General features: G+C 73.9%; 28 protein-coding genes. 10 read left to right on the forward strand and 18 right to left on the reverse strand.

Translation table 11 applies throughout. The features are described 5' to 3' along the window. Positions 1-31 precede the first annotated feature (31 nt). On the reverse strand, positions 32-550 hold the full coding sequence (locus tag O7609_RS24045) for an Lrp/AsnC family transcriptional regulator (RefSeq protein WP_269732803.1): 519 nt from the start codon (positions 548-550) through the stop codon (positions 32-34). A gap of 59 nt (positions 551-609) precedes the next feature. On the opposite strand from O7609_RS24045, the gene O7609_RS24050 reads away from it, so the two are divergent. Then, positions 610-1,821 carry a trans-sulfuration enzyme family protein gene (locus tag O7609_RS24050; RefSeq protein WP_269744247.1) on the forward strand — a complete coding sequence of 404 codons (1,212 nt, stop codon included), beginning with the start codon at positions 610-612 and terminating at the stop codon, positions 1,819-1,821. Here O7609_RS24050 and O7609_RS24055 read toward each other — a convergent pair. Then, the gene (locus O7609_RS24055; RefSeq protein WP_269744248.1) at positions 1,769-3,022 is read right to left on the reverse strand and encodes a GNAT family N-acetyltransferase; all 1,254 of its coding nucleotides are present in this window, start codon (positions 3,020-3,022) and stop codon (positions 1,769-1,771) included. The genes O7609_RS24050 and O7609_RS24055 overlap by 53 nt on opposite strands. Before the next feature lie 574 nt (positions 3,023-3,596). Between O7609_RS24055 and O7609_RS24060 the strand changes: the two genes are divergently transcribed. Further along, positions 3,597-3,827 carry a chaplin gene (locus O7609_RS24060; protein ID WP_332330056.1) on the forward strand — a complete coding sequence of 77 codons (231 nt, stop codon included), beginning with the start codon at positions 3,597-3,599 and terminating at the stop codon, positions 3,825-3,827. Positions 3,828-4,061: 234 nt separating this feature from the next. Next, positions 4,062-5,129, forward strand: coding sequence for an IS110 family transposase (locus O7609_RS24065; protein WP_269733058.1), 1,068 nt, complete (start codon positions 4,062-4,064; stop codon positions 5,127-5,129). Between the two features lie 125 nt (positions 5,130-5,254). Here O7609_RS24065 and O7609_RS24070 read toward each other — a convergent pair whose 3' ends face one another. Next, positions 5,255-6,004: an SDR family oxidoreductase gene (locus tag O7609_RS24070; protein WP_269732799.1), complete on the reverse strand. Its 750-nt coding sequence runs from the start codon at positions 6,002-6,004 to the stop codon at positions 5,255-5,257. 206 nt (positions 6,005-6,210) lie between these two features. Here O7609_RS24070 and O7609_RS24075 point away from each other — a divergent pair, with 206 nt between their 5' ends. After that, positions 6,211-6,942: a GntR family transcriptional regulator gene (locus tag O7609_RS24075; RefSeq protein ID WP_269732798.1), complete on the forward strand. Its 732-nt coding sequence runs from the start codon at positions 6,211-6,213 to the stop codon at positions 6,940-6,942. A gap of 30 nt (positions 6,943-6,972) precedes the next feature. Here O7609_RS24075 and O7609_RS24080 read toward each other — a convergent pair whose 3' ends face one another. The 5 genes from O7609_RS24080 to O7609_RS24100 form a co-directional block, all read right to left on the reverse strand. After that, positions 6,973-8,121, reverse strand: coding sequence for an ROK family transcriptional regulator (locus O7609_RS24080; protein WP_269744249.1), 1,149 nt, complete (start codon positions 8,119-8,121; stop codon positions 6,973-6,975). Positions 8,122-8,217: 96 nt separating this feature from the next. Next, positions 8,218-9,648 (reverse strand): adenylosuccinate lyase, encoded by a 1,431-nt coding sequence (purB, locus tag O7609_RS24085; protein WP_269732796.1) that lies wholly within the window; start codon positions 9,646-9,648, stop codon positions 8,218-8,220. 11 nt (positions 9,649-9,659) lie between these two features. Continuing rightward, positions 9,660-10,442 carry an SGNH/GDSL hydrolase family protein gene (locus tag O7609_RS24090; protein WP_269732795.1) on the reverse strand — a complete coding sequence of 261 codons (783 nt, stop codon included), beginning with the start codon at positions 10,440-10,442 and terminating at the stop codon, positions 9,660-9,662. Positions 10,443-10,550: 108 nt separating this feature from the next. Then, a complete protein-coding gene (locus tag O7609_RS24095; protein WP_269732794.1) occupies positions 10,551-11,570 on the reverse strand; it encodes a hemolysin family protein in 1,020 nt (339 codons plus the stop codon). Then, positions 11,567-12,928, reverse strand: coding sequence for a hemolysin family protein (locus tag O7609_RS24100; RefSeq protein WP_269732793.1), 1,362 nt, complete (start codon positions 12,926-12,928; stop codon positions 11,567-11,569). Before O7609_RS24100 ends, O7609_RS24095 begins: the two co-directional genes overlap by 4 nt. A gap of 227 nt (positions 12,929-13,155) precedes the next feature. On the opposite strand from O7609_RS24100, the gene O7609_RS24105 reads away from it, so the two are divergent. Both O7609_RS24105 and O7609_RS24110 read left to right on the forward strand, forming a co-directional pair. Further along, on the forward strand, positions 13,156-13,407 hold the full coding sequence (locus O7609_RS24105; RefSeq protein WP_269732792.1) for a toxin-antitoxin system HicB family antitoxin: 252 nt from the start codon (positions 13,156-13,158) through the stop codon (positions 13,405-13,407). Next, on the forward strand, positions 13,404-13,775 hold the full coding sequence (locus tag O7609_RS24110) for a fic family toxin-antitoxin system, toxin component (protein ID WP_269732791.1): 372 nt from the start codon (positions 13,404-13,406) through the stop codon (positions 13,773-13,775). Before O7609_RS24105 ends, O7609_RS24110 begins: the two co-directional genes overlap by 4 nt. A 34-nt stretch (positions 13,776-13,809) precedes the next feature. Here the strand turns inward: O7609_RS24110 and bioD are convergent, their stop codons facing one another. From bioD to bioB, 3 genes are read right to left on the reverse strand one after another with little or no spacing between them, the layout of a single operon-like run. Continuing rightward, positions 13,810-14,520 carry a dethiobiotin synthase gene (bioD, locus tag O7609_RS24115; protein ID WP_269732790.1) on the reverse strand — a complete coding sequence of 237 codons (711 nt, stop codon included), beginning with the start codon at positions 14,518-14,520 and terminating at the stop codon, positions 13,810-13,812. Beyond that, the gene (locus tag O7609_RS24120) at positions 14,517-15,830 is read right to left on the reverse strand and encodes an adenosylmethionine--8-amino-7-oxononanoate transaminase (protein WP_269744250.1); all 1,314 of its coding nucleotides are present in this window, start codon (positions 15,828-15,830) and stop codon (positions 14,517-14,519) included. Before O7609_RS24120 ends, bioD begins: the two co-directional genes overlap by 4 nt. Beyond that, complete coding sequence (gene bioB / locus O7609_RS24125; protein WP_269732788.1) at positions 15,823-17,049, reverse strand: biotin synthase BioB; 1,227 nt, start codon at positions 17,047-17,049, stop codon at positions 15,823-15,825. The genes O7609_RS24120 and bioB overlap by 8 nt, the downstream gene beginning before the upstream one ends. Positions 17,050-17,195: 146 nt before the next feature. Here bioB and O7609_RS24130 point away from each other — a divergent pair, with 146 nt between their 5' ends. After that, positions 17,196-18,341, forward strand: a complete 1,146-nt coding sequence (locus O7609_RS24130) for an 8-amino-7-oxononanoate synthase (RefSeq protein ID WP_269744251.1) — start codon at positions 17,196-17,198, stop codon at positions 18,339-18,341. Here the strand turns inward: O7609_RS24130 and O7609_RS24135 are convergent. Both O7609_RS24135 and O7609_RS24140 read right to left on the reverse strand, forming a co-directional pair. After that, the gene (locus tag O7609_RS24135) at positions 18,296-18,844 is read right to left on the reverse strand and encodes a DUF6328 family protein (protein WP_269732786.1); all 549 of its coding nucleotides are present in this window, start codon (positions 18,842-18,844) and stop codon (positions 18,296-18,298) included. The two genes, O7609_RS24130 and O7609_RS24135, sit on opposite strands and share 46 nt — an antisense overlap. A 193-nt stretch (positions 18,845-19,037) precedes the next feature. Next, the gene (locus O7609_RS24140) at positions 19,038-20,069 is read right to left on the reverse strand and encodes an ABC transporter permease (RefSeq protein WP_269744252.1); all 1,032 of its coding nucleotides are present in this window, start codon (positions 20,067-20,069) and stop codon (positions 19,038-19,040) included. A 103-nt stretch (positions 20,070-20,172) separates the two neighbouring features. Between O7609_RS24140 and O7609_RS24145 the strand changes: the two genes are divergently transcribed. Beyond that, entirely contained in the window at positions 20,173-20,781 is a 609-nt protein-coding gene (locus tag O7609_RS24145) for a TetR/AcrR family transcriptional regulator (protein ID WP_269732784.1), read from the forward strand. Positions 20,782-20,824: 43 nt separating this feature from the next. Here O7609_RS24145 and O7609_RS24150 read toward each other — a convergent pair whose 3' ends face one another. The 4 genes from O7609_RS24150 to O7609_RS24165 form a co-directional block, all read right to left on the reverse strand. Beyond that, complete coding sequence (locus tag O7609_RS24150; protein WP_269732783.1) at positions 20,825-20,983, reverse strand: hypothetical protein; 159 nt, start codon at positions 20,981-20,983, stop codon at positions 20,825-20,827. Between the two features lie 128 nt (positions 20,984-21,111). Further along, positions 21,112-22,074: a cytochrome c oxidase assembly protein gene (locus O7609_RS24155; protein ID WP_269732782.1), complete on the reverse strand. Its 963-nt coding sequence runs from the start codon at positions 22,072-22,074 to the stop codon at positions 21,112-21,114. Positions 22,075-22,161: 87 nt separating this feature from the next. Then, a complete protein-coding gene (locus O7609_RS24160; protein ID WP_269732781.1) occupies positions 22,162-22,890 on the reverse strand; it encodes a type 1 glutamine amidotransferase in 729 nt (242 codons plus the stop codon). A 25-nt stretch (positions 22,891-22,915) separates the two neighbouring features. Beyond that, entirely contained in the window at positions 22,916-24,157 is a 1,242-nt protein-coding gene (locus O7609_RS24165; protein WP_269744253.1) for a MurT ligase domain-containing protein, read from the reverse strand. A gap of 108 nt (positions 24,158-24,265) precedes the next feature. Between O7609_RS24165 and def the strand changes: the two genes are divergently transcribed. After that, positions 24,266-24,835: a peptide deformylase gene (gene def / locus O7609_RS24170; protein ID WP_269744254.1), complete on the forward strand. Its 570-nt coding sequence runs from the start codon at positions 24,266-24,268 to the stop codon at positions 24,833-24,835. Positions 24,836-24,839: 4 nt separating this feature from the next. On the opposite strand, the gene O7609_RS24175 is transcribed toward def, so the two are convergent. Continuing rightward, positions 24,840-25,487 (reverse strand): TetR family transcriptional regulator, encoded by a 648-nt coding sequence (locus tag O7609_RS24175; protein ID WP_269732778.1) that lies wholly within the window; start codon positions 25,485-25,487, stop codon positions 24,840-24,842. A gap of 151 nt (positions 25,488-25,638) precedes the next feature. On the opposite strand from O7609_RS24175, the gene O7609_RS24180 reads away from it, so the two are divergent. After that, positions 25,639-26,865 carry an acyl-CoA dehydrogenase family protein gene (locus O7609_RS24180; RefSeq protein WP_269732777.1) on the forward strand — a complete coding sequence of 409 codons (1,227 nt, stop codon included), beginning with the start codon at positions 25,639-25,641 and terminating at the stop codon, positions 26,863-26,865. Positions 26,866-26,871 lie beyond the last annotated feature (6 nt).

Below are 26,871 nucleotides of genomic sequence, written 5' to 3' on the forward strand. Positions count from 1 at the left end.
CGGAAGATCGCACACGTCACGGGAGTTGCGCTCAGGCCTTCGGCCCGGGCGGCTGCTGCCCGGCGCCGCCGCCCGGCTTCTCCGGCGGCAGCAGGGGCCCGCACGACCAGTGCTGGAAGATCAGGCGCGTCTCCACGCGGGCCACCTCCTTGCGGGCGGTGAACTCGTCCAGCACGAGCCGCTGGAGGTCGGCGGTTCCGGTGACGGCCACGTGCACGAGGTAGTCGTCCGGGCCGGTCAGATGGAACAGGGACCGGGACTCGGGCAGCGCCCGGACCCGTTCGACGAACGGCCCGATCAGCTCCCGGCGGTGCGGTCTCACCTGCACGAGCAGCAGGGCCTCCAGCGAGCGGCCGAGCTTGGCCGGGTCCAGCCGGAGCTCGTGTCCGAGGATGACCCCGCTGCGGCGCAGCCTCGTCACCCGGTCCAGACAGGTCGAGGGAGCCAGCCCCACGGCTGCGGCGAGGTCGCGGTAGGTCGTCCGGGCATCGTTCTGAAGGAGCCGTAGGATCTCCAGATCGACCGGATCAAGACGGACGGAATCGGCCATCGGCCGAACGTAGCACGGTCATCACCCACTACGGGCCGGTAGGTGTTCAGCATGCACGCATGGACACGACACCTCTGACGGGTACGCCCGGCAGCCCGGAACCATCTCCCTTCCCGGGTGCGCTGGCCACCCACGCCGTACACGCCGGGCGTGAGGACCTCGCCGCCCTCGGCCTGCACGCCGCTCCGCTGGACCTGTCCACCACCTACCCGAGCTCCGACAGCCGGGGCGAAGGTCTGCGCCTGGACGAGTTCGCGGCGACGGGCGCCCAGCTCCAGGGGCCGCCCGTCTACGCGCGGCTGGACAACCCCACCGTCGCGCGCTTCGAGCGGGCGCTGGCCAGGCTCGAGGGCACGGAGTCCGCCGTCGCGTTCGCCAGCGGCATGGCCGCGCTGACCGCCGTCCTGCTGGCCCGGTCGGCGGCCGGGCTGCGGCACGTCGTGGCCGTGCGGCCGCTGTACGGCTGCAGTGACCACCTGCTGACCAGCGGCTTGCTGGGCACGGAGGTCACCTGGACGGACCCGGACGGGATCGCCGACGCCGTCCGCGCCGACACCGCCCTGGTCATGGTGGAGACGCCCGCCAACCCGACCCTGGCCGAGGTGGACCTCGCGGGCGTCGCCCGGGCCTGCGGCGAGGTGCCGCTGCTCGTGGACAACACCTTCGCCACCCCCGTCCTCCAGCGCCCCCGGGAGTACGGCGCCCGGTTCGTCCTGCACAGCGCGACGAAGTACCTCGGCGGCCACGGGGACGTGCTGGGCGGCGTGGTGGCCTGCGACGAGGCCTTCGCCCGCGATCTGCGCCGCATCCGGTTCGCCACCGGCGGTGTGCTGCACCCGCTGGCGGGGTATCTCCTGCTGCGCGGCCTCTCCACGCTGCCGGTCCGGATGAGGGCGCAGTCGGCCACCGCGGCCGAGCTGGCCCGCCGGCTCGCCGCCGACCCCAGGATCACGGACGTGCACTACCCGCGGCTGGGCGGCGCCATGGTGGCCTTCGAGGTCGCCGACGACCCGCACGAGGTGATCGCCGGGGTGCGGCTGATCACGCCGGCGGTCAGCCTCGGCAGCGTGGATACCCTCATCCAGCACCCGGGGTCGATCAGCCACCGGATCGTGGACGAGAACGACCGCACGGCCGGAGGCATCAGCGAGAAGCTGCTGCGCATGTCCGTGGGGCTGGAGGACGTCGAGGACCTGTGGCAGGACCTGGACGCGGCCCTCAGCGGCCTTCGGCAGCCGGAGCGGCGGCGACCGGAGCCAGCGGCGCGCTGAGCACCATGGTGCCCTCCTCGATCTGGTAGTCCAGTGGCAGCCCGAGGCCGCGCATGGTGGCGATCATGCCGGTGTTGGCGGCGCGGGTGACGGCGTAGACGTTCTCGAAGCCGGCCTCCACCGCCATGTCCACCAGGCGGCCGAGCAGCTCGCTGCCGATGCCGCGGTGCTGCCAGTCGTCCTCCACGAGGAGGGCCACCTCGGCCTCGTCCCCGTCCCACAGCAGGTGGCCGAGGGCGACGAGCCGGCCCGAGGCCGTCTCCACCGCCAGCGTGCGGCCGAACCGCGGCGACAGCAGGTGCGCCAGATAGCGGTCGGCGTCGTGCACGGGGCCGTGGTAACGCTGCGTCAGCGTGGCTTCGGAGCAGCGGTCGTGCATGGCCCGGGCGTCTTCCAGGTCGTCCGGGTCCGCACGGCGGACCGTGATCGCGTTGCCCTCCGGCAGGGTCAGCAGATCCCGGCTGCGCGGCACACGCTGCCCCAGCCGGGTGTCCAGCTGCACCAGCGCGCGGGCCCTGGCGAACTCGGCCGGGGTGAACGGAAGCTGGGGACGCTCCACCACGATCGTGCCGCCCGAGGCGTCCGGCAGGCGCAGCACCGTCTCCTCCAGCACCCCTTCCAGGGGCACCGGGTCGCCCATGGGCCGGCCCGTCAGTGAGACGGCGGGGATCGAGCGGATCGTGCAGCGCCCCAGCAAGGACCTTAGCGCCAGAGGCAGTTCAGCGGTGTCCAACGCCGTCCGGGTCGCGATGGACAGCACCCGCGTCGGGACGTCGACGAGCTCGTGTGCGTCCGCCCGCTCCAGCCAGGTGTCCCGGCCTCCGCCGGCCGACGCCATCGCCACCAGCCGGTCCTTCGCCAGCCCGGCGGGGGCGCGGAGCATGAACTCGTCCACGGTCGTCGACTCGCCCAGGGGGTGGGTCTGCAGCGTGAGGATGTCCACGGCGCCGTCCGCCAGCGCCGCGCACAGCGCGGCGAGGGCCCCGGGGCGCTCGTCCACCGTCGTCCGCATCCGCCACAGCCCGGTGGCCGCTTGGGCACGCGAGCCCGCGGCGGCTTCGGCCGCGACGCCCGCCCCGGTATCGGGTGGCGGTGCCTCGTGCCTGCCACGGCGTGGCCACCACACCATGCGCCGGCGGTTCCCGCGGCCCGTCGCGGCGGGCGTGGCGGAGGCGGTGGGGACGTTCGACGGTTCAGCCATGCGTACATCCTTGGGCACGGGTGTTGCCTGGTCACGAACGGTCTGTGACCGACGGGTTAAGGATGGTTCTGTCGGTTTGGAAGCCATTTCCGCCATATCAAGCCGTTCCGAGATGGACGTTCGGGTGGCCGGTCGTGCCGCCCGACGCGGGTCGGCGCGGGCTGCCGCGACTCCGCCCTCCCAACGTCCCGCGCGGCCCGGATGTTCCGCCGGCCGCCGGGCCGGGCGGCCGTGGCGGAACGCGCGGCGGTGGCGCGGCGCGAGCGGTGACGTCGGGTACCGGCGTCCGACCCGTTTCCGGATCGTAATGCTCCGCCAGCCGGTGCGGAACAGGGCCCTCGGCCAAGCCCGTGGCCGAGCCGCCGGAGCCGCTCGGCGGAACGCCGGGCCGATCATCCCTCCTTCGGATGAATCTCGGGCCCGGCGCAGGCCCGCAACCGGGTCCCGGCACCGGAACCACCGATCCTCGGCAGTGGTTCACCGGCCCGCTTACCCCGCCGTCACCGGCCACCGCGGGACCCCGGCAGAGCCAGCCAGCCAAGCCACAGAAGAAGGAGACCCCACCATGCGACGCATGGCGAAGACCGCGGCGATGCTCGCGGCAGCCACCGCCGTCATCCTCACCGGCGCGGGCACCGCCTCGGCCGACGCGGAGGCCGAGGGCGCGGCCGTCGGCTCCCCGGGCGTGCTCTCGGGCAACGTCGTCCAGATCCCCATCCACACGCAGTTCAACATCTGCGGGAACAGCGCGAACCTCATCGGGGCGGTCAACCCCGCGATCGGCAACCTCTGCGTCAACGACTGACAGTGAGGATTGGCCATGGCACCGCTCGGGGGTCTGACTCTTCGACTGACTGGCGCTTCGGCTGTCCTTCTGCGGAATCGTCGGCCTGCCGGGCGGTGCCACCTGGCGTGTGGCCGGTCGGGCTTCTGTGACTTCATAGGAGCCCGGCCAAAGGTCCCATCACTGTCTTGTCCGTCTGCCCGACCGGCCCGCGCCCTCCCATCGGCGCGCGTTGGAAGGGCAGCACACAACAGCATGGCAGCACAGGACATAGCGGTGGTCGGCGGGATCGACACCCACACCGACCTCCACCAGGCCGCGGTCATCGACAGCATCGGCCGGCACCTGGCCACCGAGCAGTTCGAGACCACCCCAACCGGCTACCGCAGGCTGCTGGACTGGCTGCGCTCGCACGGCGAGGTCCTGGCCGTCGGGATCGAGGGGACAGGCGCCTACGGTGCCGAGATCGCCCGGTTCCTCACCGCGAACGAGATCACCGTGGTCGAGGTGGACCGGCCCGACCGCAAGGCCAGGCGTGACAACGGCAAGTCCGACGCCATCGACGCCTACGCGGCCGCGACCGCGGTCCTGTCGGGGCGGGCCGCGGGCACGCCCAAGGCCCGTAACGGGATCGTAGAGGCGATCCGGGCCCTACGGGTGGTCCGCAAGAGCGCCGTCAAGGCCCGCACCCAGACCATCAACCAGGTCCGCACCCTCATCGTCACCGCGCCCTCCAGCGTCCGGGACAAGCTGCGCGGGCTGTCCCCGAAGGAGCTGATCGATACCCTGGCCCGCTCCCGCCCCACGGGCGAACTCGCCGACCCGGCCTGCGCGGTGAAGACCGCACTACGCAGGCTCGCCCGCCGCTACCAGGCACTCGACGAGGAGATCAAGGAGGCCGACCGGGAGATCGGTCCGCTGGTCACCCAGGCCGCTCCCAGGCTCATCGCCCTGCCCGGCGTCGGCCCGGAAACCGCTGGCCAGCTGCTGGCCAGCGCGGGCGATAACCCCGACCGACTTCGCTCCGAAGCCGCTTTCGCCCACCTCTGCGGGGCCGCTCCGGTCCCGGCCTCCTCCGGCCGCACCAACCGCCACCGCCTCAACCGCGGCGGCGACCGCGCGGCCAACAACGCGCTGCACACCATCGTCCTGGTCCGCATGAAGTACGACCAGCGCACCCAGGAGTACGTCGCCCGCCGCACCGCCGAAGGCATGACCAAGAAGGACATCGTCCGCTGCTTGAAACGGTTCGTCGCCCGCGAGGTCTACCGCCATCTACCCCACACGGCCCGAAACCGCGAACAGCTCCCGCAGACCGCTTGACGATCTATAGGAGCTTCCGTCGAGGACGTCGGGGCACCGGCCCGCCGCGCACCGTCCCGGCGCCGTGCCCCGACCCACCGCGAGGCCGGGCCGCCGACACCCTCGGGGCCCGGCCTCGGCGGCCGTCACAGGCCTCCGGCCACCCGCAGGATCGCGCCCGTGGTGTAGGAGGCCTCGGGAGACAGCAGCCACGCCACGGCACCCGCGACCTCCTCCGGCTGGCCCGGCCGGCGCATCGGGACCCGCTCCGGCCGCCGCCACGGCCGCTCCGGGTCGCCCATCGCGGCGTGGATGTCGGTGACGATCATCCCCGGCTGCACGGCGTTCACCCGGACCCCGTCCTCGGCCTGCTCCTTGGCCAGCCCGACCGTCAGCGCGTCGAGCGCCGCCTTGCTCGCGGCGTAGTGGACGTACTCGCCCGGCCCGCCCAACGTGGCCGCGCCGGAGGAGATGTTGACGATCGCGCCGCCCGGACCGCCGTACCGCCGCGACATCACCGACACCGCTCGCCGCGCGCAGTACAGCGCGCCCAGCACGTTGACCTCGACGACCCGGCGCATCGCCTCGGTGGACGTCTCGGTCACCCGGCCGAGGGGGCCGGTGACGCCGGCGTTGTTCACCAGCCCCGTGACGGGCCCGAGCCGTTCGGCCACCGTGTCGAACAGGGTGTCCACCTCGGCCTCCACCGTGGTGTCCACCCGCACCGCGACGGCCCGCCCGCCCGCCTCCCGCACGGCCGCGACCGTCTGTTCGGCCGCCTCCCGCGCGTGGACGAACCCGACCCCCACGTGGTGCCCGGAGGAGGCCAGCCGCCGGGCGACGGCCGCCCCGATCCCCCGGCTGCCGCCGGTGACCACGGTGACCTGCTGTGTCATGCCGCTCCCCTCACCCGTCGGCGCCCCCGCGCCGCCCGGCCACGACGCTATCCCACCGGCCCCGGAGCACCGGGCGGCGCACCACCCGGGGGGATTGGTCTTGACCAACAGGGTGCCGCGTCCTAGTGTCACCAGGCATACGAAACAAGCTTTAAAAAAGAACCGGATGAAAAACCGGCGGAGACGCGGCGATTGGGGAGGCCAGGGTGGGGACCACACAGGTGGAAGCGGTGCCGGAACCGAAGTACTGGCACCTGAAGACGGTGCTGTCCGAGGCGCTCGACTCCGAGTTCGCCGTGGGGCAGGTCCTTCCCAACGAGCGCGAACTGGCAGCCCGTTACGGAGTCGCCAGGGCCACGCTCCGCCAGGCCCTGGAGCAACTGGAGCTGGAGGGGCGCCTGCAGCGGCGGCGCGGTGTGGGCACCACGGTGGCACCGCCCCGCATGGGAGTGGACATCGCGCCGGACGCCGACACCTGGGCGGGCCGGTCCGGCGACGCGTGGCGGACGGAGGGCTGCACGTTCACCGCGCCCCCCGCAGCCGTCACCGCGCTGCTCGGCGAGCACGGGGCCGGCCCCTGCCACACCCTGCGCCGGGTGCGCACCGAGCACGGCCAGCCCGTGGCGACGGAGATCCTGTACGTCACGCCCGCCCTCACCGGTGAGCTTCCCGAGGAGGGCGCGGAGCGGGGTGCCGCCGTCCTGGCAGCCCTCCACGGCCGGCAGGTGGAGCGGTCCGAGCGTTCGGTGGAGCTGGGCTCGGCCCGGGCGGACGACGCCCGCCGCCTCGACCGGCTCCCCGGCGCCCCCGTCCTCGTCGTCACCACCCGCTACCTCGTGCGGGGCACGACCGTCGCGGTCGCCGTGGCCATCTACCGGGCCGACACCTGCCGCCTGGTCTTCGGCGAGCTCCCCGGCGGCGATCTCCTGGCGGGCTGAGGGCCGGCCCCCGCCCCGCGGGCCGGGCGCCTAGGCGGGACCGGCCTGCACCGAGAACAGCTGCTCCTCGACGTGGTCGAGCGCCAGCCGCAGCGCCCCGACGGGGACGGCACCCTCACCCAGCACCGACAACTCGACCCTCGGCGGCCGCAGGCAGTAGCGGTCCAGCTCCGCCCGCAGCGGCGCGAGGACGCCGTCGAGCCCGGCCGCCCAGCCGCCGATCACCACCAGCTCCGGATCCAGCGCCAGCACCAGGGCCGCCACGTCGTGCACCAACCGCCGGACGAACCGGTCGACGGCCAGCCGCGCCTGCTCGTCGCCGCCGCCGGCCCGCCGGAACACCCGGGCAACCGCCGCATCGTCCAGCGGGTGCAGCGGTTCCTCGCCCGTGGACAGCAGCCGCTCCGGAGCCGCCTCCCGGCCCAGCAGGTGCAGGGCACCGATCTCGCCAGCCGCACCCCCGTACCCCCGGTGCAGCCGCCCGCCGATGAGTGACCCGGCCCCGGGGCTGAGGCCGGCCAGTACCATCACGACGTCCTCGCAGCCCTCGGCGACCCCTTGCCAGCGCTCGGCGAGCACGGCCGCGTTGGCGTCGTTCTCCACCAGCACCGGGCACCGGAACGACCGCCGCAGCCGCTCGGCCAGCGGCAGACCCGTCCAGCCCGGCAGCGCGGTGCACAGCCGCACACTGCCGTCGGCCCGGACGATCCCGGGCGTGCCCACCCCCACCGCGCGCAGCGTCGAGCGGGCCACCTCGCTGCGGCGCAGCAGCTCCGACACGACGGAGCGGACCCGTTCCAGCCGCTCGTCGGCGTCGGAGGTCTCGTGCACCGGCCGCTCCGCGCGGCCCACGATCTTGCCGGTGAGGTCGGACAGCACCGCGGACACCCGGTGCGGGCCGATCTCCACGCCCAGCAGATGCCCCGCTTCGGCCCGGAAACGGTAACGGCGGGCCGGCCGGCCCTGCCGCCGCGCGGTCGCGACGTCCGCGGCCTCGGCTACGAGGCCGGCGGTCACCAGGCCGTCGACGACGCCCTCGACCGTGGGCCGCGACAGCCCCGTCTCGCCGACCAGCTCGGTCAGCGTCGGAGGGCCCTCAGCGCCGCGCAGCGCGCGCAGCACGACGGCGGAGTTGATCCTGCGCAGCAGCGACGGGTCTCCGCCGGTCAGCCTGGCCACAGTCGCCTCCCCGCACCGAGCGTGTGGCCCGGATGGTATCCGTTGCCGCACGTCACGACGAAGCCGCCGCGGTGCGGCGACGGACGCGGGCCGAGCTCAGAGGATGTCCCCCGGGGCGTAGGCGGCGGCCTCCGGGTGCTTGCGCGTGATGTCCTCGATCTGCGCGACGACGGCCGCGACCTGGTCCTCCGCGGCGCCGGTGAACGCCAGCCGGTCGGCCATCAGCTCCTCCAGCCCCGGCCGCCCGAGCGGGATGCGCGGGTCGGCCGCGAGCCGGTCCAGGAGCTCGTTGCGCTCCCCGCCGGCCCGCAGGGCCAGGGCGGAGGCGACGGCGTGCTCCTTGATGGCCTCGTGCGCCGTCTCGCGGCCCACACCGGCCCGGACGGCGGCCATGAGCACCTTGGTCGTCGCGAGGAACGGCAGGTAGCGGTCCAGCTCCCGGGCCACGACGGCCGGGAAGGCGCCGAACTCGTCCAGGACCGTCAGGAACGTCTCCAGCATGCCGTCGAAGGCGAAGAACGCGTCCGGCAGCGCGACCCGGCGCACCACCGAGCAGGAGACGTCACCCTCGTTCCACTGGTCGCCGGCCAGCTCCCCGGCCATCGAGGCGTAGCCGCGCAGGATCACGGCCAGCCCGTTCACCCGCTCGCACGAGCGCGTGTTCATCTTGTGCGGCATCGCCGAGGACCCGACCTGGCCCTCCTTGAAGCCCTCCGTCACCAGCTCCTGCCCGGCCATGAGCCGGATCGTCCTGGCGAGGGAGGACGGCGCCGCGGCGAGCTGCACCAGCGCGCTGACGACGTCGTAGTCCAGCGAGCGCGGGTAGACCTGCCCCACCGAGGTGAAGTTTTGTCCGAAGCCCAGGTGGACGGCGATCCGCCGCTCCAGCTCCGCCAGCTTGGCGGTGTCCCCGCCCAGCAGGTCCAGCATGTCCTGGGAGGTGCCGACCGGGCCCTTCACGCCGCGCAGCGGGTAACGGCCGAGGAGGTCCTCCAGCCGCGCGTGGGCCACCAGCAGCTCGTCGGCCGCCGTCGCGAACCGCTTGCCGAGCGTCGTGGCCTGCGCGGCCACGTTGTGCGAACGGCCCGCCATCACCAGGGCGGCGTGCTCACCGGCAAGCTTGCCGAGCCGGGCCAGCAGGGCCACCGTGCGGTCGCGCACCAGCTCCAGCGAGAGCCGGATCTGGAGCTGCTCGACGTTCTCCGTCAGGTCGCGGGACGTCATGCCCTTGTGGACCTGCTCGTGCCCGGCCAGCGCGTTGAACTCCTCGATGCGCGCCTTCACGTCGTGCCGGGTGACCTGCTCCCGGCGGGCGATCGAGGCGAGGTCGACGTCCTCCAGGACGCGTTCGTAGTCGGCCAGCGCCGCGTCCGGCACCTCGACGCCCAGGTCCCGCTGGGCCCGCAGCACGGCCAGCCACAGCCGGCGCTCCAGGGTCACCTTGTACTCCGGAGACCACAGGAGCGCCAACCCCGCGGACGCGTAGCGGTTGGCGAGAACGTTCGGGATGCGCGGCTTGTCAGTCACGCTCCCGCATTCTACGGGGTGTCCTCGCAGGCCAGCGGCGTGAGGTCGGGACGCTTGGGCAGCAGCCCGTCGCCGGAGGAGCGGCCGGTCAGCCGCCGTCCGATCCAGGGCACCAAATGCTCCCGGGCGAACCGCAGGTCGGCGCGGCGGCGCAGGTGCCAGGCCAGCGGCGCCGGGGGAGGCAGCGGCTCGTCCCAATCGGACTCGGCCGGGTGACCCAGCCGCTGCCAGACGGCCTCCGCCACCCGGCGGTGGCCCTCTGCCGTCAGATGCAGCCGGTCGTCGGCCCACAGCCGGGGATCGCCGAGCGAGCGGGCGGCGTAGAGGTCCACCACCAGCGCGCCGTGTCGCTCGGCCAGGTCGTCGATGAAGGCGAACAGTGCCTCCATCCGTGTCCGGTAGCGCTCCAGCACCGGCCCCTGCCGCCCGGGGCTGCGCATCAGCACCAGCCGCCCGCACGCCGGGGCGAGCCGTTCCACCGACTGCTCCAGCAGCCCGCACACCCGTTCCATGTCGCACGAGGGCCGCAGGACGTCGTTCAGGCCGCCGACGAGCGTGACGAGGTCGGCCTCCATCGCGGCCGCCCGGGTCACCTGGTCCTCGGCGATCTGGCCGATGAGCTTGCCCCGCACGGCCAGGTTGGCGTACCGGAAGCCGTCGGTGCGCGCGGCCAACCGGTCCGCGAGCCGGTCCGCCCACCCCCGGTACGCCCCGCCGGAGCCGTGGTCGGACATGCCCTCGGTGAACGAGTCCCCCAGGGCGACGAAGCTGCTGATCTGCGGTGCGGTCTCCATGGCCGCGTCATCGTATCCGGCCCTCCCGAAGCGCCCCGGACCCGCCTCCGCCGCCCCCGGACCCGCCTCCGCCGCCCCCGGACTTGCCTCCGCCGTGACGGACCCGGCTCACCGGGCCGGGTGGCGGCCCATCAGCTCCCGCAGCACGCCCCCGAGGGTGACCAGCCCGGCGGTGCGCCCGTCGCCGTCGACGACCACCGCCAGGTGGGTGCCCCGGCCGCGCAGGGCGGCGAGCACGTCGTCCAGCGGCGTCCCCGCTCCCACGCGGGCGATGGGCCGCAGGGCCGAGCGGGGGAAGGGCGCGTCCGGAGCCGGCGCGTCCAGCGCGTCCTTCACGTGCAGATAGCCCAGCGTGCGCCCCGCGGCGTCGAGGACCGGGAACCGCGAGTAGCCGGAGGTCGCGCTGAGCCGCTCCAGCTCCTCGGCGGTGACGCCCATCGGGGCTGACACCACCCGCGCGCCCGGTCGCACCACCTCCGACACCGGACGCCGGCCCAGCTCGAGAGCGTCCCGCAGCCGGGCCGTGGCCCGGTCGTCCAGCAGCCCGGCCGCCCCGGAGTCCGTCACGATGCGTGCCAGGTCGTCGTCCGAGAACGTCGACTCCACCTCGCTGCGCGGCTCCACGCGCAGCCGCCGCAGCAACGCGTTGGCCAGGGCGTTGATGCCGAAGATCACCGGACGCAGCGCCCGGGTCAGGGCCACCAGCGGCGGGCCCAGCAGCAGCGCCGTGCGCTCCGGCTCGGCGAGCGCGATGTTCTTCGGCACCATCTCCCCGAACAGCATGTGCAGATAGGTGGCCGCGGTCAGCGCGACCACGAAGGAGATCGTGCGGCTCGCCCCCTCCGGAACCCCGGCGGCGTGGAAGACCGGGGCGAGCAGATGCTCGATGGCCGGTTCGGCCACGATGCCCAGCACCAGGGTCGTCAGCGTGATGCCGAGCTGGGCCGTGGCCATCAGCTGGGCCACGTGCTCAAGCCCCCACAGCACGCGCCGGGCCCGGCGGTCGCCCGCGTGCGCACGCGGTTCGATCTGGCTGCGGCGCACCGAGATGAGCGAGAACTCGCCGCCGACGAAGAAGGCGTTCGCCGTGATCATCAGCAGCCCGACGCACAGTTGCAGGAACGTCATCCGCCGGCCTCCCCGTCGCCGTTCCCGGGCAGGTCCGGGCGGCGGCGGAGCGCGCCCGAGGGGGCCCGCAGGCGCACCCGGTCCGCCCGGCGGCCGGCCGCGTCCACCACCTCGACGCGCCAGCCCGCCACCTCGATCGCGTCACCGACGGACGGAATGTGCCCGAGCTCCGTGGCGATCAGTCCCGCCAGGGTCTCGAACGGCCCTTCGGGCAGCAGCAGCCCGATCTCCTCGAGTTCGTCGGCCCGCGTCGAGCCGCCGGCCTCGTAGAGCGCGCGTCCGGCGGCGTCACGGCCGGCGGGCGCGAGCTCGGGCGCGGCCTGCGGATCGTGCTCGTCCCGCACCTCGCCCACGACCTCCTCCAGGATGTCCTCCACCGTGAGGACGCCAGCCGTGCCCCCGTACTCGTCGATGACGACGGCGAGGCTGCGCCGCTCGGAGAGCCGGTCGAGCACCCGGTCGGCGGGCAGCGACTCCGGCACCAGCAGCGGCTCGCGGGCGAGCCCCGCCACCGTCCGCCCGGGCCGCTCGGCGGCGGGCACGGCCAGGACGTCCTTGACGTGGACGACCCCCACCACGGTGTCCAGGCTCTCCCGGTAGACCGGGAAGCGGGACAGCCCGGTGGCCCGGGTGGCGGTGGCCACGTCCAGTGCGGTGGCCCGCTCCTCCAGGGCGTGCACCCGTACCCGGGGGGTCATCACGTTCTCCGCCGTGAGCTCGGCCAGCCGCAGACTGCGGACGAACAGCTCGGCGGTGTCGGCCTCCAGCACGCCCTCCTCGGCCGAGTGCCGGGCCAGCGCCACCAACTCCTGCGGGGAACGCGCGGAGGCCAGCTCCTCGGTCGGCCGCAGGCCCATGGCGTGCAGCGTGCGGTTCGCGGTGTTGTTCAGGTGCCGGATGAACGGCCGGAACGCCGCGGAGAACGCGCGTTGCGGCGGGCCGACCCGCCGGGCCATCGCCAGCGGACGCGAGATCGCCCAGTTCTTCGGCACCAGCTCGCCGACCACCATCAGAACGACGGTCGAGACGGCCGTGCCCAGGGCCAGGGCCGTGGAGGACGCGGCCCGCGCGGGCAGCCCGGCGGCTTCGACGGGGCCGCGCAGCAGGGTGGCGACCGAGGGCTCCGCGAGCATGCCGATGAGCAGGCTCGTCAGGGTGATGCCGAGCTGCGCGCCGGAGAGCTGGAAGGTCAGCGACCGGACGGCGGCCAGTGCCCCGGCCGCGCCGGGCTCGCGCTCCGCCGCGGCCCGCTCCAGCAGCCCGCGCTCCACCGTCGTCAGGGAGAACTCGGCGGCCACGAAGACGCCGCAGGCGAGCGTCAACAGCAGCGCCACCCCGAGCAGCAGGACCTCGGTCATCGCCTCGGCCCCGGCGGGTTGACCCGGCCGGCCGCACGGCGGGCTCGGCACCGCGGACCCGGAGGTTCGTCCATGACGGGACGCCGCCCCCCTTCCTCACGGTCGTGGGCAGGTGGTCCCAGCGTACGAGCGAAAGGGTGAGCGCACCTCCTCAACGGCGCCCGGCCCGGCGAGCGCGCGCCCCGCTCCCCCTTCCCCCACTAGTGCGAAAGCGCTAGCGTGGCGGTATGGCCAAGACACAGCTCAACGTCCGGGTGGACGAGGCGACGGCCGAGACGGCGCGCCGCCAGGCCCTGCAACGCGGGGTGAGCGTCAACCGCTACATCGAGGAGCTCGTCCAGCGGGACGCCGGGGAGGTGGGCCACACCTTCGTCGACGCCGCGGCCGACTTCATGAAGCAGTACGAGACCGTCTTCGCCGACGAGTTCCCCGAACCGGCGGACCCGCGCCGGGAGCGGGGGAGCCGGCCGCGTACGTGAGCCTGCACATCGAACTCTCGTGGCTGCTCATCGTCGCCGAGGAACAGACGCCGGGGGACCCGCGGATCACCGACTACGGCGCCCTGGTCGCCGCCGTCAGCCGGCACGGCGCCAGCATCTTCGGCCGCCCCGTCTACGCCGACGCCGCCGACCGGGCGGCGGCCCTCCTGCAGCTCCTGCTGCACGTACCGGCGCTGGAGCGGTACAACGCCATGTACGCCAGCGCGGTCGCGTACGCCTACCTCGTCGCCAGCGGGCTGAAGGTCACGACGTCCCCCGAACAGATACGGGACCTCGCCCGCCTGGTGAAGGACGGCACGGCCGACGTCGCCGAGATCGCCGAGGAGCTGCGCGGCTGGACCCGCTGAGCCCGCTGCCCCGCCCGGCGCCTCCCCGGCTGCCTCAGCCGTCCCCGTGCGGAAGGCTGAACCCGCCCCCGCCGAGCTCCGGCGCCAGCCAGCCGGGCGCTGCGGCCCGGAACCCGGGGCCCGTCAGCGCGCCCGCTCCCTGCGGCACCAGACCCAGCAGCGGCGCCCCGGCCGATACGGGCAGGTCCGCCAGGTTGCAGTACGCCGCCAGGTCCGGCGCCGCCGGCCAGGAGCCGACGACCACGCCCGGGCAGGCCAGCCCCCGGGCCCGCAGCGCCTCGGCCGTGAGGGCCGTCGCGTTCAGCGTGCCCAGCCCCGCCGCCGCCACCAGCAGCACCGGAGCCTTGAGGAGCCGCGCGGCGTCGGCCAGCGTCGCTCCCGCCGCGTCGAACCGGACGAGCAGTCCGCCGGCGCCCTCCACCAGCACCAGGTCGTGTTCGGCCGCCAGCTTCCCGGCCGCCTCGGCGATCTCGGGCGGGGAGAGGTACGGCAGCCCGGCCCGCCGGGCCGCCGTCTCGGGGGCCAGCGGTTCGGGATAGCGGGCGAGCTCGACGCCCCTGACCGTGTCCCCGGCCAGCCGCCGGACGTCGGCCACGTCCCCGGGCTCCCCGGGGGCCACACCCGTCTGCGCGGGCTTGAGCACGGCGACGCTGCGGCCCGCGCCCACCGCGCAGGCCGCCAGCGCCGCCACGGTCACCGTCTTGCCGATCTCCGTCCCGGTGCCGGACACGAACCAGACCGTCATCGGCCACTCCCCGCGGCGGCGGCGGCGCACACGGCCGCGCAGATCCGGGAGACGTCCTCGTCCCCGGTCACGTACGGCGGCATCGTGTAGACCATGTCCCTGAAGGGCCGCAGCCACACGCCGTGGTCCACCGCGGCCCGGGTCGCCGCCGCCACGTCCGCCTCCCGGTCGAGCTGGACGACGCCGATCGCCCCCAGCACGCGGACCTCCCGCACACCCGGGGTCCCCGCGGCGTGCGCCAGCCCCTCGCGCAGGCCCGACTCGACGCGCGCCACCTCACCGGCCCAGTCCTGGGCCAGCAGCAGCTCCACGGAGGCGTCCGCCACGGCGGCGGCCAGCGGGTTGGCCATGAACGTCGGACCGTGTGCCAGCACCGGAACCTCGCCCTCGGAGATCCCGCGGGCCACCTCACTCGTGCACAGCGTCGCCGCCATCGTCAGATAGCCGCCGGTCAGCGCCTTGCCCACGCACAGCACGTCCGGGCTGATCCCGGCGTGGTCCGCCGCGAAGAAGGCACCGGTCCGGCCGAAGCCGGTGGCGATCTCGTCCAGGATGAGCAGCACCCCGTGCTCGTCGCAGGCCTCACGCAGCACCCGCAGGTACGCCGGGGAGTGGAAGCGCATGCCTCCCGCGCCCTGCACCACCGGCTCGACGATCACGGCGGCCAGCTCGTCCGCGTGCTCGGCGATCATCGTGCGCAGCCGCCGGACGTACCCCTCGTCCGGCTCGGCCTCGAAGCCCGGCGGCGGCGCCGGAGCGAAGACCTGCCGCGGCAGGATCCCCGACCACAGGTGGTGCATTCCGCCGTCCGGGTCGCACACGGACATCGGTGTCCAGGTGTCGCCGTGGTATCCGCCACGCCAGGTCAGCAGCCGCTGCTTGCGCGGCCGGCCGAGCGAACGCCAGTACTGCAAGCACATCTTGACGGCCACCTCGACCGACACGGAGCCCGAGTCGGCGAGGAAGACGTGCTCCAGGCCCTCCGGCGACACGTCGACGAGCCGCTTGGCCAGCCGGACCCCGGGCTCGTGGGTGAGCCCGCCGAACATCACGTGGCTCACGCGGTCCAGCTGGGCCCGCGCCGCCTCGTTGAGCACCGGGTGGTTGTAGCCGTGGACCGCCGACCACCACGAGGACATGCCGTCCACGAGCTCGCGGTGTCCGGCGACGGGCTCCATCAGCCGAAGGCGCACCCCGGCCGCCGACTCGACGGCCAGGGGCGCCTCGCGCCCGGGCATGGGCCCGTACGGGTGCCACACGTGCTGCCGGTCCAGGGCCAGCAGCCGGTCCTGGGGGAGCGGATCAGGCATTGGGCGGCAGGTCGGTACCGGCTCCCCGACGCCGCACGGCGACCAGGTCCGTGCGCGCGCCCCCGGCCTCGGCCGCGGCCTCCTCGCCCGCCGCGGCACCCGCGGGGACGGTCTCGGTGTCCACGGCCTCCGGCCCGGCCCCGGCGTCGCCGCAGGGGGCGCAGCCGCCACCGCCACCGCCGCCCGAACCGCAGCCGCCGGCCGCGAGCGCGTCGGCCCGGTGCTCGGGCAGGGTCGTGGTGTCGGAGCCCTCCACCTCGAAGCCGGCGTCCTCGATCATCTCCAGGTCCGCCTTGCCGGCCTGGCCCTCACTGGTCAGGTAGTCGCCGAGGAAGATCGAGTTCGCCAGGTGCAGCGCGAGCGGCTGCATCGACCGCAGGTGCACCTCGCGGCCCGCGGCCAGCCGCACCTCGACGTCCGGGCAGACGAAGCGGACCATGGCGAGGATGCGCAGCACCCGCTGCGGCGTCAGGTGCCACTCCTTGGCCAGCGGCGTGCCCTCGAACGGGATCAGGAAGTTGACCGGCACGGAGTCCGGGTCGAGCTCGCGCAGGGAGAAGACCACGTCCACCAGGTCGGCGTCCGTCTCACCCATCCCGGCGATCAGCCCCGAGCACGCGGACATGCCCGCGGCCTGGGCCTGCTGGACGGTCTCCACGCGGTCGGCGTAGGTGTGGGTCGTCGTGATGTCGGCGTAGGTGGCCTCGGAGGTGTTGAGGTTGTGGTTGTAGGCGTCCGCGCCGGCCTCGCGCAGCCGGTCCGCCTGGCCGTCCGAGAGCAGCCCCAGGCAGGCGCACACCTCGACGCCCTCGTGCTGCTCCTTGATGGCCGCGATCGTCTCCGACACCCGGTCCACGTCGCGGTCGGTCGGCCCGCGGCCACTGGCCACCAGACAGACCCGCTTGGCGCCACCGGCCAGCCCCGCCTGGGCCGCCTCGGCGGCCTGATCGGGCTTGAGCCAGGTGTACTTGAGGATCTCGGCCTTCGAGCCCAGCCGTTGCGAGCAGTACGAGCAGTCCTCCGGGCACAGGCCCGACTTGAGGTTCACCAGGTAGTTGAGCTTCACCCGCCGCCCGAACCAGTGGCGGCGTACCTTGCCCGCCGCGGCCACCACATCGAGCAGTTCGTCATCTGAGGTCGCCAGCACCGCGAGCGCTTCCTCGCGCGTCGGCAGCTCGCGCCGCAGCCCCTTGTCCACCAGCGTGTTCAGCAGGTCCATGGCGCGCATCCTCGCTCACGGACAAGCCCCGGGCCAAGGAGAGGTGACACAAGACGGGCCGATCGGGGTGTGTGGATTACCACACGACGTACCCGCGGCCCTCCCGTTAGGTTCGGGGGAACCGACGAGCGAGGAGCATCCGGCGCATGTCCGACGACCCCTTCGCGTGGCTCGAAGCGGCCCGCGAGCAGCGCAGGAGTGCCGGGCTGGTCCGCATCCTGCGGCCCCGCCCCGCGGAAGGCCCGCTCCTGGACCTGGCCGGAAACGACTATCTGGGCTTCGCCCGCGACCCCCGGGTGACCACCGCCGCGGGCGAGGCGGCACGCGTCTGGGGCGCGGGCGCCACCGGGTCCCGGCTCGTCAGCGGCTCGACCGAGCTGCACGCCGAGCTGGAGGCCGAACTCGCCGCCTTCTGCGGCTTCGAGGCCGCGCTCGTGTTCTCCTCCGGCTACGCCGCCAACCTCGCGGCCGTCACCGCCCTCGCGCCGCCCGGGGGCCTGCTCGTCTCGGACGCAGCCAACCACGCTTCCCTCATCGACGGCTGCCGGCTGGCCCGCGCCGAGACCGTCGTCGTCCCGCACGCGGACCCGCAGGCCGTCGCCAAGGTGCTCGCCGGCCGCACCGGGCCGGGCCTCGCCGTCACCGACGCCGTGTTCTCGGTCGACGGGGACGCCGCTCCCCTCGCCGGGCTGCACCGCGTGTGCCGCGAGGCCGGCGCCGGGCTCCTCGTCGACGACGCGCACGGGCTCGGCGTCCTGGGCGAGGGAGGCCGCGGCACGCTCGACGCCGCCGGGCTGTCCGGGGCGCCGGGGACCGTCGCGACGCTCACCCTCTCCAAGTCCCTGGGCAGCCAGGGCGGCGCCGTCCTGGGCCCGGCCGCGGTGATCGAGCATCTGACGAACGCGGCGCGCACGTTCATCTTCGACACCGGACTCGCACCGGCTGCGGCCGGGGCGGCGCTGGCGGCGCTGCGCCTCCTGCGCGCCGAACCGGGGCGGGCGCGGCGCGTGCGCGAGGTCGCCCTCGCGCTGTACGAGGGGTTCACCGCGGCGGGTCTGACCGCCAGGCGGCCGGAGGCCGCCGTCGTCTCCGTGCGTGCCCCGTCGCCGCAGGCAGCGCTCCGGTGGGCCGCCGACTGCCGCGCGGCCGGGCTCTCGGTGGGCTGTTTCCGGCCCCCCTCGGTGCCGGACGGCGTCTCACGGCTGCGCCTCACCGCCCGGGCCGACCTCAGCGACGCGCAGGTCGCTCAGGCCTTGCGCTCCGTCGTGTCCTGCGCGCCCGAGGGCGCCTGAGCCGGATCCCGGGCCAGGCCGGCCCGCGTCCGCGTGTGGGCCGACCGCACGCGCCAGGGCAGCAGCAGCCACAGGCCGGCGCAGGCCAGCAGCGTGGCGCCGGCCGCGGTGAGTCCCGCGGCCCGGCCGAGCACGAAGTCCACCACCAGCAACACCGCCCCGGTGAGCGCGAGGCCGAGCACCGCGAGACCGGCCGCCGCCAGCCGGGCGGAGACGTCCACGACGCGGCGCTTGGCGCCGCGCCGGAAGAGCCGCCGGTGGACGACGGCGGGCGCGGTGAAGAGCAGCACGGTCAGGGCGGCCAGCAGCAGCGTGGTGATGTAGGTGCCGCGCTGGAAGTCGTCGAGTTCCGGGAAGCGCGGCGTGAAGGCCAGGGTGAGCAGGAAGGCGAACAGGATCTGAACGCCGGTCTGGATCACCCGCAGCTCCTGGAGGAGCTCCCCGAAGTTGCGGTCGTCACGTTCCAGCGGTGTCTCGTTGCGGGCTCCGTGGTGGACTTCCATGCTCAACGCCTGACCGCTGAGCCCGGAAGTAGTCCTCCCGGTGCTTCTCGGGGCGCCCGGGCAGCGACGGCGGTCATCGCGGTGAACGAGCCCCCTCGGCGCCGGTGCTTCGGCGTCGCCGCACACCACAGCGGCCCGGCCGCCGGGATTCGGCGTCCGGGCCGCGAGCGGGAACCGCGGGGGAGGGTGAGGCTCAGGCGGTTCGGGCCGTCTCCCGGCCCCGCGTGAGGTGGCCGCCGAGCATCATGGCCGTGAGGCCCAGCACCGCCCACACCGTCAGGACGAGGGCCGGCCCGGCCGCCCCGCCCCCGTCGAAGTAGGCCACGGAGCGCAGCAGCGAGCCGCCGGCGCCCGGCGGCAGCAGCTGGCCGGTCCAGGCGGCGGCGCCGGGCAGGAGCTCGGGGGCGGAGGTGACGCCGGAGAAGGGGTTGCCGATGAGCACGATCAGCAGGGCGGCGAGCCCGACACCCCGCGCGCCGAGCAGGGCCGCGGCGCCGGCGACCGTCGCGCCCACCGCGAGGATCGTCAGCCCCAGCACCCCGGCCTCGACCCACCAGTTGCCCGTCAGGATGCCCAGCCAGCTGTGCTCGATCGCGGCCGCGGTGAGGCCGACCAGGGCGGCGGCGCCGGTCAGCGCGGCGGCGGCGACGGTGCCGCGCAGCCCCATGACGAAGGTGATCGCGCCGGCGGCCACCCCGGCGAGGGCGAGTGGCAGGGCCCCGGCGGCGAAGCCGGTTCCGCGCGGGTCGTCCTCGGGCAGGGCGACCACGTCCGTGGTGGTGACCTCCGCCCCGGGCGGCGCCTGGGCGGCGACGGCCTGGTTCAGCAGCTGGGCGACGGCGGGGCTCGCCGCCGACGCGGTCAGGAGCTGGATGCCCTCGGGGGAGGCGACCAGGGCCCCGTAGATCTCGCGGTCCTCGATGGCCGCCTTCGCGGCCGCGGCGTCGTCGTAGCGCTGGACGTCGAACGTGTCCTCGCCCGGGCCGCCGGTGAGCTCCTCCGCGATCGGCGCGCCGGCGGGGGCGACGAGGCCGATCGGCAGGTCCCGCGGGGCGATCCGGCTGGCCGGCCAGGCGAACGCCCACAGGGCCAGCGCCGCGATCAGCGGGGTGACGACCAGGACTGCGACGAGCCGACGGCGGTCGAGGGGGATTCCGTCGCCGGACCGGTCGGGAGCGGCGTCCGGCGCGGCGGGGGGAGAGCTGGTGGTGTGCGCCGTGGACATCGTCGGCCTCCAAAAAGAAGGATCGTTCGTTTTGGGCTGGCCTCCAGCGTCTCTCCTTCAGCCGCTCCTTGTCAAGAATGAACGTTCGTTTTAACTTTGCTCCATGGCCCGCGTATCCCAGGAACACCTCGCCGCCCGTCGCCGCCAGATCCTCGACGGCGCCCGCCGCTGCTTCACGCGCAACGGTTTCCACGCCACGTCCATGCAGGACGTCCTCCAGGAGACCGGCCTGTCCGCCGGGGCCGTCTACCGGTACTTCCGCAGCAAGGACGACCTGATCACGGCGATCGCCATGGAGGTGTTCGACGACGTGGGCTCGGCCTTCGCCGACGCCGCCCGCGCCGAGGACCCGGCCCTGCCCGACGTGCTGCTTCCGGCCGTCCTGTGCCGGGTGCTCGGCCGCCGCTCCGACACCACGCCCGCCCTCGCCCTCCAGGTGTGGGCCGAGACCCTCCGCAACGAGGAGCTGGCCGCCCGGATGCGCGAGGGCTACGCACGCGTGCTCCACTCGTGGATCAAGATCGTGCACACCTACCAGGAGCGCGGCCTGATGCCGAAGGACGCCACCGCCGAGGACGTCGCCCGGGCCCTGATCGGGGCCGCTCAGGGATTCCTCGTCCAACAGGCGCTCTTCGGCCCGCTCGACCCCCACGTGCTGCGCACCGGCCTGCGGGGCCTGATGGCCATGGACGTTCCCGAGCCCACCCACTGATCACCTGACGCCGCGCCGCACCGCGGGGCGCGGCGTCAGGCGATCAGTGCCCGACCGCCGTCACCAGGCCCAGCGTCGCCAGCCCCAGGACCAGCCAGGCGAACCAGACCCAGCCGCTGCCGCCCAGGCCCACCGTGTACGCCGTCGCCAGCACCAATCCGCTCGCCGTGGCCACCGTCATGGCCTTCGTCGCCGTCGGCATCGTGCCCCACCTCCTCGCCCGGCCGGCCAGGAGGCGGGCCGGCCGCGGGCTCGACCCCACCATCGTCTCGCCGGGCCCGTACGGCCGCCACCGGCCGCGGGGTGCCGTCTTCGGCAGGGGAGGGGCGATCAGCTCCGCGAGGCGGCGCCCCGCGACTGGAGCGAGCTCAGGTAGGCGTTGTAGGCCGCCAGTTCGGCGTCCCCGTCGCGGGCGGCGGCCCGGTCCTGACGCCGTGCCTGGCGCTGGTCGGAGACGTACCACTGGTAGACGAGCGCGAGCAGCACCAGCACCGAGGGGATCTCGCTGAACGCCCAGGCGATCCCCCCGGCGGCGTGCTGGTCCCCGAGCGCCGTCACGCCCAGTGAGGGGGCCGGGTCGGCGTACGTCTTCACCATCGGCTCGCTGCCCATCATCAGGGCGATGCCGAAGAAGGCGTGGAACGGCATGCCGGCGAACAGCTCCAGCATGCGCATCAGGTATCCCGGCCGGTGCGGTCCCGGGTCCACCCCCATGATCGGCCAGAAGAAGGCCAGTCCGACCGCCAGGAAGTGCAGCATCATCGCGATGTGCCCGGGCCTCGAGGCCATGAGGTGGTCGAACAGCGGGGTGAAGTACAGGCCGTACAGGCTGGCGATGAACAGCGGGATGGTGAACACCGGGTGCGAGATGACGCGCACATAGCGGCTGTGCAGCACGCGGACGAGCAGCTCACGCGGACCCGTGCGGCCCCGGGCCGCCGTGGGCAGGGCCCGCAGCGCCAGCGTCACCGGGGCCCCCAGCAGCAGCAGGATCGGCGAGAGCATGCTGATCACCATGTGCTGGACCATGTGCACGCTGAACAGCACCATGCCGTACTCGTTCAGCGCGGTGCACATCGTCAGCGCGATCGTCAGGACCCCGGCGGTGAACGCGACGGTCCGCCCCGTCCGCCAGGCGTCCCCGCGCCGCCGCAGCCGCAGCACACCCCAGCCGTAGAGCGCCAGGGCGAGCAGGCAGCCGGTCAGGAAGAACGGCTCACCGGTGAACGCCAGACCCCGCCCCAACGTGAACGGCGCCAGATCGGTCATCCCGCCGTGGCCGCTGTGATCCATCCCTGTAGCTCCTGATTCGCTCCGGTCGCCCGGATCAGAATAGGGCGGGCCCCGCCCGCAGCCGTGACCGGGGCCCGCCCGCAGCCGTCAGGCCGGCTGGGTCGCCGCCGCGATGCGCTCGGCCCGCAGCGCCTCGTACCAGCGGTCGTCGGCCGGCGGGAGGGCGTTGACGTCGAGGGCCAGCTTGACCAGCAGGTCGGCGATCTGCGGATTGCGGGCGAGGACCGGCCCGTGCATGTAGGTGCCGAAGACGGTGTCGTTCCACGCGCCCTCGGTGCCGTCGCCGGTGCCGTTGCCCCGTCCGAACCGCACCCGGGCCAGCGGCCGGGCCCCGGGCCCCACGTGGGTGACGCCCTGGTGGTTCTCGAAGCCGGTGAGCTGCGGGAGCCGCAGCCTCTCGTCCATGTCGGCCAGCACGTCACCCACGCAGCGTTCGCCGGTGCCGCGCACCGAGGTGACGTCGAGCAGACCGAGACCGGCCTGCCGCTCTCCGAGGTCGTTGACGAACTCGTGCCCGATGATCTGGTACCCGGCACACACCGAGAAGACGATGGCGCCGTTGTCCACGGCCCGCTGCAGGCCGCCGTCGCGCACCAGCCGCTCGGCCGCCAGCCGCTGCGGACGGTCCTCGCCGCCGCCGATCAGATAGATGTCGCCGGAGGTGGGCACCGGCTGGTCGGAGCGCACGTCGACGCGCTGGACGTGCAGGCCGCGCTGCCGGGCCCGGCGCTCCACCACCAGGACGTTCCCCTGGTCCCCGTACGTGCTCAGCAGGTCCGGGTACACCCACACGACGCGCAGGCTGCTGTCACTCATGCTCGTACTCCTCGACTGGACCGGGTCAGTTGCCCACGGCGCGCCGCAGGTCCTGGAAGGCGGTGTAGTTGGCGATGGCCTCGATCCGGCCGGGCGGGCAGCGCCGGACGGCCTCCTCGGCGCTCTGGCACACCTGGAAGTCGACGCCCGCGACCTCCAGCCGCACGGCGAGGTCGAGCTTGCGGTCGCCGATGACGCAGATCGGGTGGCCGGCGAGCCGTCCGTAGTCGACGTCCCACAGCCAGGAGGTGTCCGTGCCGTCGGCGCCGCGGGCGTTGACGGACAGGATCACCGGCGCCGGGGGAGCGTCGATCAGGGAGAACGTCTCCAGCCAGCCGGCCGGGTTCTTGGCCAGCAGCAGCCGCACCTCGCGTCCCTGGTAGGAGACGACGTCGTAGCGCCCGGCGACGGCCGTCACCGCGAACATGCGCTCGAGGGCGGTCTGCGGCGGCACGCCGAAGGCCGCGGCCACGGCGGCCGAGGTCGTGGCGTTGGCCCGGTTGGCCCGGCCCGGCAGCTGCAGCCGGATCGGCCACGCCGAGCCGTGCGGGTCCAGCACGTGGTCGCCCGACAGCGCCCAGGTCGGCGTGGGACGGCGGAAGCCGCAGTCGGCGCACACCCAGTCGTCCCCGGGGCGCTGCAGCACACCGCCGCAGGAGGGGCAGGACCAGGCGTCGTCCTTCCACTCCTGGCCCGCGGCCACCCACACCACGTTGGGGGAGGAGGAGGCGGCCCACACCACCAGCGGGTCGTCGGCGTTCGCCACGATCAGCGCCTTGTTCCCGGCCAGCCCCTCGCGCCAGTGTTCGGCCAGCATCCGGGTCTCGGCCGCGCGGTCCAGCTGGTCCCGGGAGAGGTTGAGCAGGGCGATGGCCTTCGGCGTCACGTCCCGCGCGACGGTGGACAGGTACTTCTCGTCCACCTCGATGACGCCGACGCGGGCCCGGGAGCCGCCGGCCAGGGCGGAGGTGATGCCGGCCGGCATGTTGGCGCCGAGCGCGTTGGATACGACGTCCTCCGGCTCCGCCCGCAGGGCCTCGGCGATCAGCCGCGTCGTCGTCGTCTTGCCGTTCGTGGCGGAGATGAGGATGACGTCCAGGTGCGAGGCCAGCCGTGCGAGCAGATCGGGATCGAGTTTCAGGGCCACCCGGCCGCCGATGACTGATCCGCTGCCACGGCCCGCCGCTCGTGACACCGCCGCCGCGGCTTTGCCGGCCGTCACGGCCAGTTTGGCGCGCGGTGACAGCGGCTCCGGGTTGCCCGACATCGTCGTTGATCCTCCTTGCGCTTCGGTCATGGTGCAGCCTACCGAGATCCGGCCTGGCTCCCGAACGCACCACGGGGTCCTTCGGCGGGGCGCCGTAGGCTGACGGACATGCAACGCGGCGCCATCCCCGGCAGTTCCGGACGAATCCGCCCCCTCAGCCTCTACGGTGCCGAGGTGTTGCACCAACCGTGTGCCGAGGTGACACGGTTCGGGCCGGCCCTGGCGGAGCTGGTCGAGGACATGTTCGCCTCCATGTACGCGGCCCGCGGGGTGGGACTGGCCGCGAACCAGATCGGAGAGGGGGTGCGCGTCTTCGTCTACGACTGCCCGGACGACGAGGACCGGCGGCACGTGGGGCACCTCGTCAACCCGCGGCTCGTCGAGGCCGGCGGCGTGCGGGTGCGCGGGCCCGAGGGGTGCCTGTCGCTGCCCGGCCTGGAGGCGCCCACGCCGCGCGCCGACCGGGCCGTGGTGGAGGGCCGGCTCGCTGACGGAAGCCCGGTCCGGGTGACGGGCACGGGCTTCTTCGCGCGCTGCCTTCAGCACGAGTGCGACCACCTGGACGGCGCCGTCTACGCCGACCGGCTCGGCGGACTGCGACGACGGCGCCTCCTGCGCGCGGTGCGCCGCAGCGACTGGGGCCGGGCGCTGCCGGCCGCCGGGCCCCAGAGCGGCTGAGGCGTCAGAAGGGGCGGCCGCCGACCTTGTCGCCGGCGGCGGCGAGCCGTCCCCACAGCAGGTCGGCCAGGTGGCGCACCAGTTGGGCGCGTGAGCAGGGCCGGTCCGACAGCCACCAGTCCCCGGCGGCGTGCATCATGCCGACGATGCCGTGCCCCCACACGCGGGCCAGTTCGACGCCGTTCGGACCCAGGTCCACCCGGTCGGCGATGACCTGCGCCAGTTCCTCGCCGAGCCTGCGCAGGACGGGCGCCGTCTGCTGTCCGGCGGCGAAGCCCTGCTCCCCGCGCGAGTCGCTCTCGGCCGGGTGCATGAGGAAGCGGTAGACCTGCGGGCGGGCCTCGATGGCGGCCAGGTAGGTGTCCAACGTGGCTTCGACCCGTTCCCGGCGGTCGGCGGGGGCGTCCAGCGCGGCGCGCAGCGAGTCCAGCAGGGCGTCGGTGTGCCGGACGGCGAGGGCGCGGTAGAGGCCGCCCTTGTCGCCGAAGTGCCGGTAGAGGATGGGCTTGGTGATGCCCGCCTCGGCGGCGATCGCGTTCATGGAGGCCTCCGGCCCTTCCCGCATCACCACGCGGTTGGCGGCCTCCAGCAGCTCCTCCCGTCTGCGTCCGGTGGCGGCGGCCCGCCGGTCGTCCTGGCCTCTGGTCTCCATGGCGTCACTCCCCGCCCGTGCTGTGCGCTGCCTGCGCAAAGTAACACCCGTGCAGCGGGGGGTACCGGACAGCGAGGGGAGTTGACACACCTTACCGATCGGTAACAGACTGCCGTTACTTCAAGTAACAGGCAGTGCTGGAGGGCCCGCCATGACGGAGTTCGCATTCGACCTCAACGACGACCAGAAGGCCGTGAAGGAATGGATCCACGGCTTCGCCGCCGACGTCATGCGCCCGGCCGCCGCCGAGTGGGACGAGCGCGAGGAAACCCCCTGGCCGGTCATCCAGGAAGCCGCCAAGATCGGACTCTACTCCCTCGACTTCTACGCCCAGCAGTTCTTCGACCCCACCGGCCTCGGCATCCCCATGGCCATGGAGGAGCTGTTCTGGGGTGACGCCGGCATAGCCCTGTCCATCGTCGGCACCGGCCTCGCCGCCGTCGGGGTGCTCACCAACGGAACCGAGGAGCAGATCGGCACCTGGATCCCGCAGATGTACGGCGACGCCGACGACGTCAAGGTCGCCGCCTTCTGCTCCTCCGAGCCCGACGCCGGCTCCGACGTGGCCTCCATGCGTACCCGCGCCGTCTACGACGAGGCCAAGGACGAATGGGTCCTCAACGGCACCAAGACCTGGGCGACCAACGGCGGCATCGCGAGCGTGCACGTCGTCGTCGCCGTCGTCGACCCGGAGCTCGGCTCCAAGGGACATGCCTCCTTCATCATCCCGCCCGGCACGCCCGGCCTCTCCCAGGGGCAGAAGTTCCAGAAGCACGGCATCCGGGCCTCCCACACCGCCGAGGTCGTCCTCGAGGACGTCCGCGTCCCCGGCAGCTGCCTGCTCGGCGGCAAGGAGAAACTCGACGAGCGCCTCGCCCGGGCCCGCGAGCGCGCCAGGAACGGGGGCGAGAGGGTGAAGAACGCCGCCATGGCCACCTTCGAGGCCTCCCGCCCTGCCGTCGGCGCCATGGCCGTGGGCACCGCGCGCGCCGCCTACGAGGTCGCCCTCGACTACGCCATGACCCGGGAGCAGTTCGGCCGTCCGATCATCGACAACCAGGGCGTCGCCTTCCAGCTCGCCGACATGCGCACCCAGATCGACGCGGCCCGGCTCCTGGTGTGGCGCGCGTCGTGGATGGCCACCACAGGGAAGCCCTTCGAGGCGGCCGAGGGCTCGATGTCCAAGCTGTACGCGAGCGAGGTCGCCAAGACGGTCACGGCCCAGGCCATCCAGATCCTCGGGGGCAACGGCTACACCCGCGAGTACCCCGTCGAGCGCATGCACCGTGACGCCGCGATCTACACCATCTTCGAGGGCACCAGCGAGATCCAGCGCCTGGTCATCTCCCGGACGGTCTCCGGCACGTCCATCCGCTGACGCCGC

This window comes from Streptomyces sp. WMMC1477 (assembly GCF_027460245.1).
Classification (GTDB): domain Bacteria; phylum Actinomycetota; class Actinomycetes; order Streptomycetales; family Streptomycetaceae; genus Streptomyces.

What these genes read in the sequence shown, in the direction of transcription:
- O7609_RS24045 (WP_269732803.1), bottom strand. Translation starts at nt 550, where the DNA reads ATGGCCGATTCCGTCCGTCTTGATCCGGTCGATCTGGAGATCCTACGG.
- O7609_RS24050 (WP_269744247.1), top strand. Translation starts at nt 610, where the DNA reads ATGGACACGACACCTCTGACGGGTACGCCCGGCAGCCCGGAACCATCT.
- O7609_RS24055 (WP_269744248.1), bottom strand. Translation starts at nt 3,022, where the DNA reads ATGGCTGAACCGTCGAACGTCCCCACCGCCTCCGCCACGCCCGCCGCG.
- O7609_RS24060 (WP_332330056.1), top strand. Translation starts at nt 3,597, where the DNA reads ATGGCGAAGACCGCGGCGATGCTCGCGGCAGCCACCGCCGTCATCCTC.
- O7609_RS24065 (WP_269733058.1), top strand. Translation starts at nt 4,062, where the DNA reads ATGGCAGCACAGGACATAGCGGTGGTCGGCGGGATCGACACCCACACC.
- O7609_RS24070 (WP_269732799.1), bottom strand. Translation starts at nt 6,004, where the DNA reads ATGACACAGCAGGTCACCGTGGTCACCGGCGGCAGCCGGGGGATCGGG.
- O7609_RS24090 (WP_269732795.1), bottom strand. Translation starts at nt 10,442, where the DNA reads ATGGAGACCGCACCGCAGATCAGCAGCTTCGTCGCCCTGGGGGACTCG.
- O7609_RS24095 (WP_269732794.1), bottom strand. Translation starts at nt 11,570, where the DNA reads ATGACGTTCCTGCAACTGTGCGTCGGGCTGCTGATGATCACGGCGAAC.
- O7609_RS24100 (WP_269732793.1), bottom strand. Translation starts at nt 12,928, where the DNA reads ATGACCGAGGTCCTGCTGCTCGGGGTGGCGCTGCTGTTGACGCTCGCC.
- O7609_RS24105 (WP_269732792.1), top strand. Translation starts at nt 13,156, where the DNA reads ATGGCCAAGACACAGCTCAACGTCCGGGTGGACGAGGCGACGGCCGAG.
- bioD (WP_269732790.1), bottom strand. Translation starts at nt 14,520, where the DNA reads ATGACGGTCTGGTTCGTGTCCGGCACCGGGACGGAGATCGGCAAGACG.
- O7609_RS24120 (WP_269744250.1), bottom strand. Translation starts at nt 15,830, where the DNA reads ATGCCTGATCCGCTCCCCCAGGACCGGCTGCTGGCCCTGGACCGGCAG.
- bioB (WP_269732788.1), bottom strand. Translation starts at nt 17,049, where the DNA reads ATGGACCTGCTGAACACGCTGGTGGACAAGGGGCTGCGGCGCGAGCTG.
- O7609_RS24130 (WP_269744251.1), top strand. Translation starts at nt 17,196, where the DNA reads ATGTCCGACGACCCCTTCGCGTGGCTCGAAGCGGCCCGCGAGCAGCGC.
- O7609_RS24135 (WP_269732786.1), bottom strand. Translation starts at nt 18,844, where the DNA reads ATGGAAGTCCACCACGGAGCCCGCAACGAGACACCGCTGGAACGTGAC.
- O7609_RS24140 (WP_269744252.1), bottom strand. Translation starts at nt 20,069, where the DNA reads ATGTCCACGGCGCACACCACCAGCTCTCCCCCCGCCGCGCCGGACGCC.
- O7609_RS24145 (WP_269732784.1), top strand. Translation starts at nt 20,173, where the DNA reads ATGGCCCGCGTATCCCAGGAACACCTCGCCGCCCGTCGCCGCCAGATC.
- O7609_RS24150 (WP_269732783.1), bottom strand. Translation starts at nt 20,983, where the DNA reads ATGCCGACGGCGACGAAGGCCATGACGGTGGCCACGGCGAGCGGATTG.
- O7609_RS24155 (WP_269732782.1), bottom strand. Translation starts at nt 22,074, where the DNA reads ATGGATCACAGCGGCCACGGCGGGATGACCGATCTGGCGCCGTTCACG.
- O7609_RS24160 (WP_269732781.1), bottom strand. Translation starts at nt 22,890, where the DNA reads ATGAGTGACAGCAGCCTGCGCGTCGTGTGGGTGTACCCGGACCTGCTG.
- O7609_RS24165 (WP_269744253.1), bottom strand. Translation starts at nt 24,157, where the DNA reads ATGTCGGGCAACCCGGAGCCGCTGTCACCGCGCGCCAAACTGGCCGTG.
- def (WP_269744254.1), top strand. Translation starts at nt 24,266, where the DNA reads ATGCAACGCGGCGCCATCCCCGGCAGTTCCGGACGAATCCGCCCCCTC.
- O7609_RS24175 (WP_269732778.1), bottom strand. Translation starts at nt 25,487, where the DNA reads ATGGAGACCAGAGGCCAGGACGACCGGCGGGCCGCCGCCACCGGACGC.
- O7609_RS24180 (WP_269732777.1), top strand. Translation starts at nt 25,639, where the DNA reads ATGACGGAGTTCGCATTCGACCTCAACGACGACCAGAAGGCCGTGAAG.